The following is a 2,427-nucleotide window of genomic DNA, read 5'->3' as shown; positions in this document are numbered from 1 at the left end:
CGCCCTGATGGGCGCGCTGCGCGACATCCCGGAGCCGCAGGTCGCGGCGCTGGTGCGGCCCGCCGCCGCCGCGCTGCCGCCCCTGCGCAGCCGGCGGCGCGAGACCGCGGCGGCCGAGCTGGAGCAGGTCCCGGCAAGCCTCGCCGGGTTGCAGACGCTGGAGCGCCGGGGTCAGCAGCTGCTGGCGGAATACGGCCCGGCGCTGGGGGAGGCCGAGACGGGCGCGCTGCGGGAAGCGATCGCCGCCCGCCGCATGGCGGTCGGGCAGGCGCTGCGCGACGAGCTGCTGGGCCAGATGGCCGCGGCGCCGCAGAACATCCTGGGCGCGCAGATGCTGGTGCGCATCCAGCAGCAGCTCACGGGCCAATACGCCCCGGCGCTGGGCACGGAGGGCGTGGCGGCGGTGAATGCTGCGTTGCGCGGGAAGCGCGCCGAGATCGGCACGGCGCTGGTGCAGGAGACGCTCTCGGGCATCGCGGGCCTGCCGGCGCAGCCCGCCTCGCTGCGCACGCTTCAGCAGCTTGAGACGCAGACGCCGAACCCGGCCTTCTTCGCGGCCGTCGGGTCGCAGGGAATGCGCGAGATCGTCGCGGCCGCGGCGACGAAGCGGGCGGAACTCGGCGGCGCGGTCGCGGCCGAGCTCCGCGGGCGGATCGCCGCGGTGCCGGCGACGCTCGACGGGTTCGACGCGCTGGACCGGCTTCTGCCGGGCGCGCTGCTGGAACTCCTGCCGGCGGAACCCGTGGCCGCGCTGAAGCAGACCGCCGCCGCGCAGCGCGCCGGCATCGCCGAGGCGACGCTGCCCGCCTTCCGCGCCGAACTCGGACGGCTTCCGGCCACCGAGGAGGGGCTGCAGACGATCGACGGCACGGTGCTGCCCGGCATCGCGGCCTGGCCGACCTCGGCGGCGGCCGAGCGGGATCGCTTCGCCGCCCTGGCCAATGAACGCCGCGCGGCGATCCTGGCGGCGGTCAACCGCGCCGAGGCCGGTCCGCTGCGCGGGCGGATCTACGAATCCCCGATGCTGAAGCTGGAGTTCCTGGACCGCACGCGGGTGGTGCTGACCCCGCCCGCCGGCACGCCGGTGCCCGGCACCTACACCGAGGAGGCCGACGGCCGCGTCAGCATCATCGCCGGGCAGATGTCCATGGTGATGACGCGCGAGGGAAGGCGCCTGGTGGCCGGGCCGGTGGAGCTGCGGCGGGCGAAGTAGGCGGGCTCAGACGCTCTCGACCTCGCCGCCGCCCTCGACCCAGTCCTTGAAGCCGCCGAGGTTGCGCACGTCCTTGTAGCCCATGTCCTTCAGCGTCTTGCCCGCCAGCGCCGAACGCCCGCCGGAGGCGCAGTAGACGATGATCGTCTTGGCGCGGTCGAAGGCCGCGTCGTGCAGCGGCGATTCGGGATCGGCGCGGAATTCCAGCAGGCCGCGCGAGACGGCGAGCGCGCCCTTGGCCTTGCCGGAAGCCTTCACCTCGGCCGCGTCGCGCACGTCGAGCAGCACGGTCTGCGGCTGCTCGGCCAGCGCCTTGGCCTCGGCGGCGCTGATGCGCGGCACCGCGGCGTTGGCGGCGGCGAGCATGTCCTTCACGGTCATCATCGGCCTTGTCCTCCTCGACGGTGCGAGCTTAGACAGTCTTGCGGATGATTGCAGGGGGCCCTCACCGTCTCCGCATCACCACGATGCGGTTGCTGTTGGTGCCGCGCCGGTTGTTCGCGACGCCCCAGCAATTCGCCGTCTTGGTGAAGTCCTGCCGGTTCACCATCACGAAGAGCCGCTCGAGCGGCAGGCTCTCGGCCGCCTCCCAGACCAGGCGCTCCAGCAGCACCGTGCCGTTGCGCACCTCGCCCACCTCGAAGGCGAGATGGCCGCCGGGGCGGAGCACGCGCGCGATCTCCGTCAGCACCTGCCGCATCATCGCCTGCCAGGCGGCGGGGCTGGCGTGGCGCGCGATGGGGACGCGGCGCGCATCGATGCCGGCGAACCAGCAGCGCAGCCAGTTGTCCTCGGCGTATTGCACCACGTCGAGGAAGGGTGGCGAGGTGACGACCAGCGCGACGGAGCCGTCGGCGATGGCCGGGTTGCGCTCGGCGGGCCCGGTGGTGAGGCGGAAGGGCGGCGCCGGGAAGGGCAGGGGCTTCGCCAGCAGCGCGCGGGTCTTCTTCAGGATGAGCGCGGCGACGTCCCGCTCGGGCGGGGTCTGGCCGAGCCGCGCATTGATCCGTCGCTGCGCCGCCACGGAGACGGCCTGGTTGGGCGGCATGGAGTAGGCCGAGAAGAAGCCGGGCGAATGGCCCGTCAGCCGGTTCAGCGCGACCATGCGGATCCAGTCCGCGACCGGGTTGGGGTTTTCTTCCGTCAGCGGCGCCGGGCGGGGGGGCCAGGCGCGCGGGGCGGTGGGGCGCCGCAGCGGCGCGGGGGAGCGGGGG

Annotated in this window: 2 protein-coding genes and 1 pseudogene; 1 reads left to right on the top strand and 2 read right to left on the bottom strand. The window is 74.2% G+C overall.

Translation table 11 applies throughout. The features are described from left to right. On the top strand, positions 1-1,213 hold a 1,213-nt coding region (locus AC1MIR_RS13750; RefSeq protein WP_480028761.1), incomplete at its 5' end, for a hypothetical protein. Between the two features lie 6 nt (positions 1,214-1,219). On the opposite strand, the gene AC1MIR_RS13745 is transcribed toward AC1MIR_RS13750, so the two are convergent. Further along, complete coding sequence (locus AC1MIR_RS13745; protein WP_480028760.1) at positions 1,220-1,597, bottom strand: rhodanese-like domain-containing protein; 378 nt, start codon at positions 1,595-1,597, stop codon at positions 1,220-1,222. Between the two features lie 61 nt (positions 1,598-1,658). Beyond that, positions 1,659-2,427, bottom strand: a pseudogene (locus tag AC1MIR_RS13740) (site-specific DNA-methyltransferase); the annotation flags it as partial.

It is taken from the genome of Falsiroseomonas sp. RANM36 (assembly GCF_056682175.1).
Note: the sequence above shows the minus strand (reverse complement) of the source record. Positions and strands in the feature narration are given on the sequence as shown.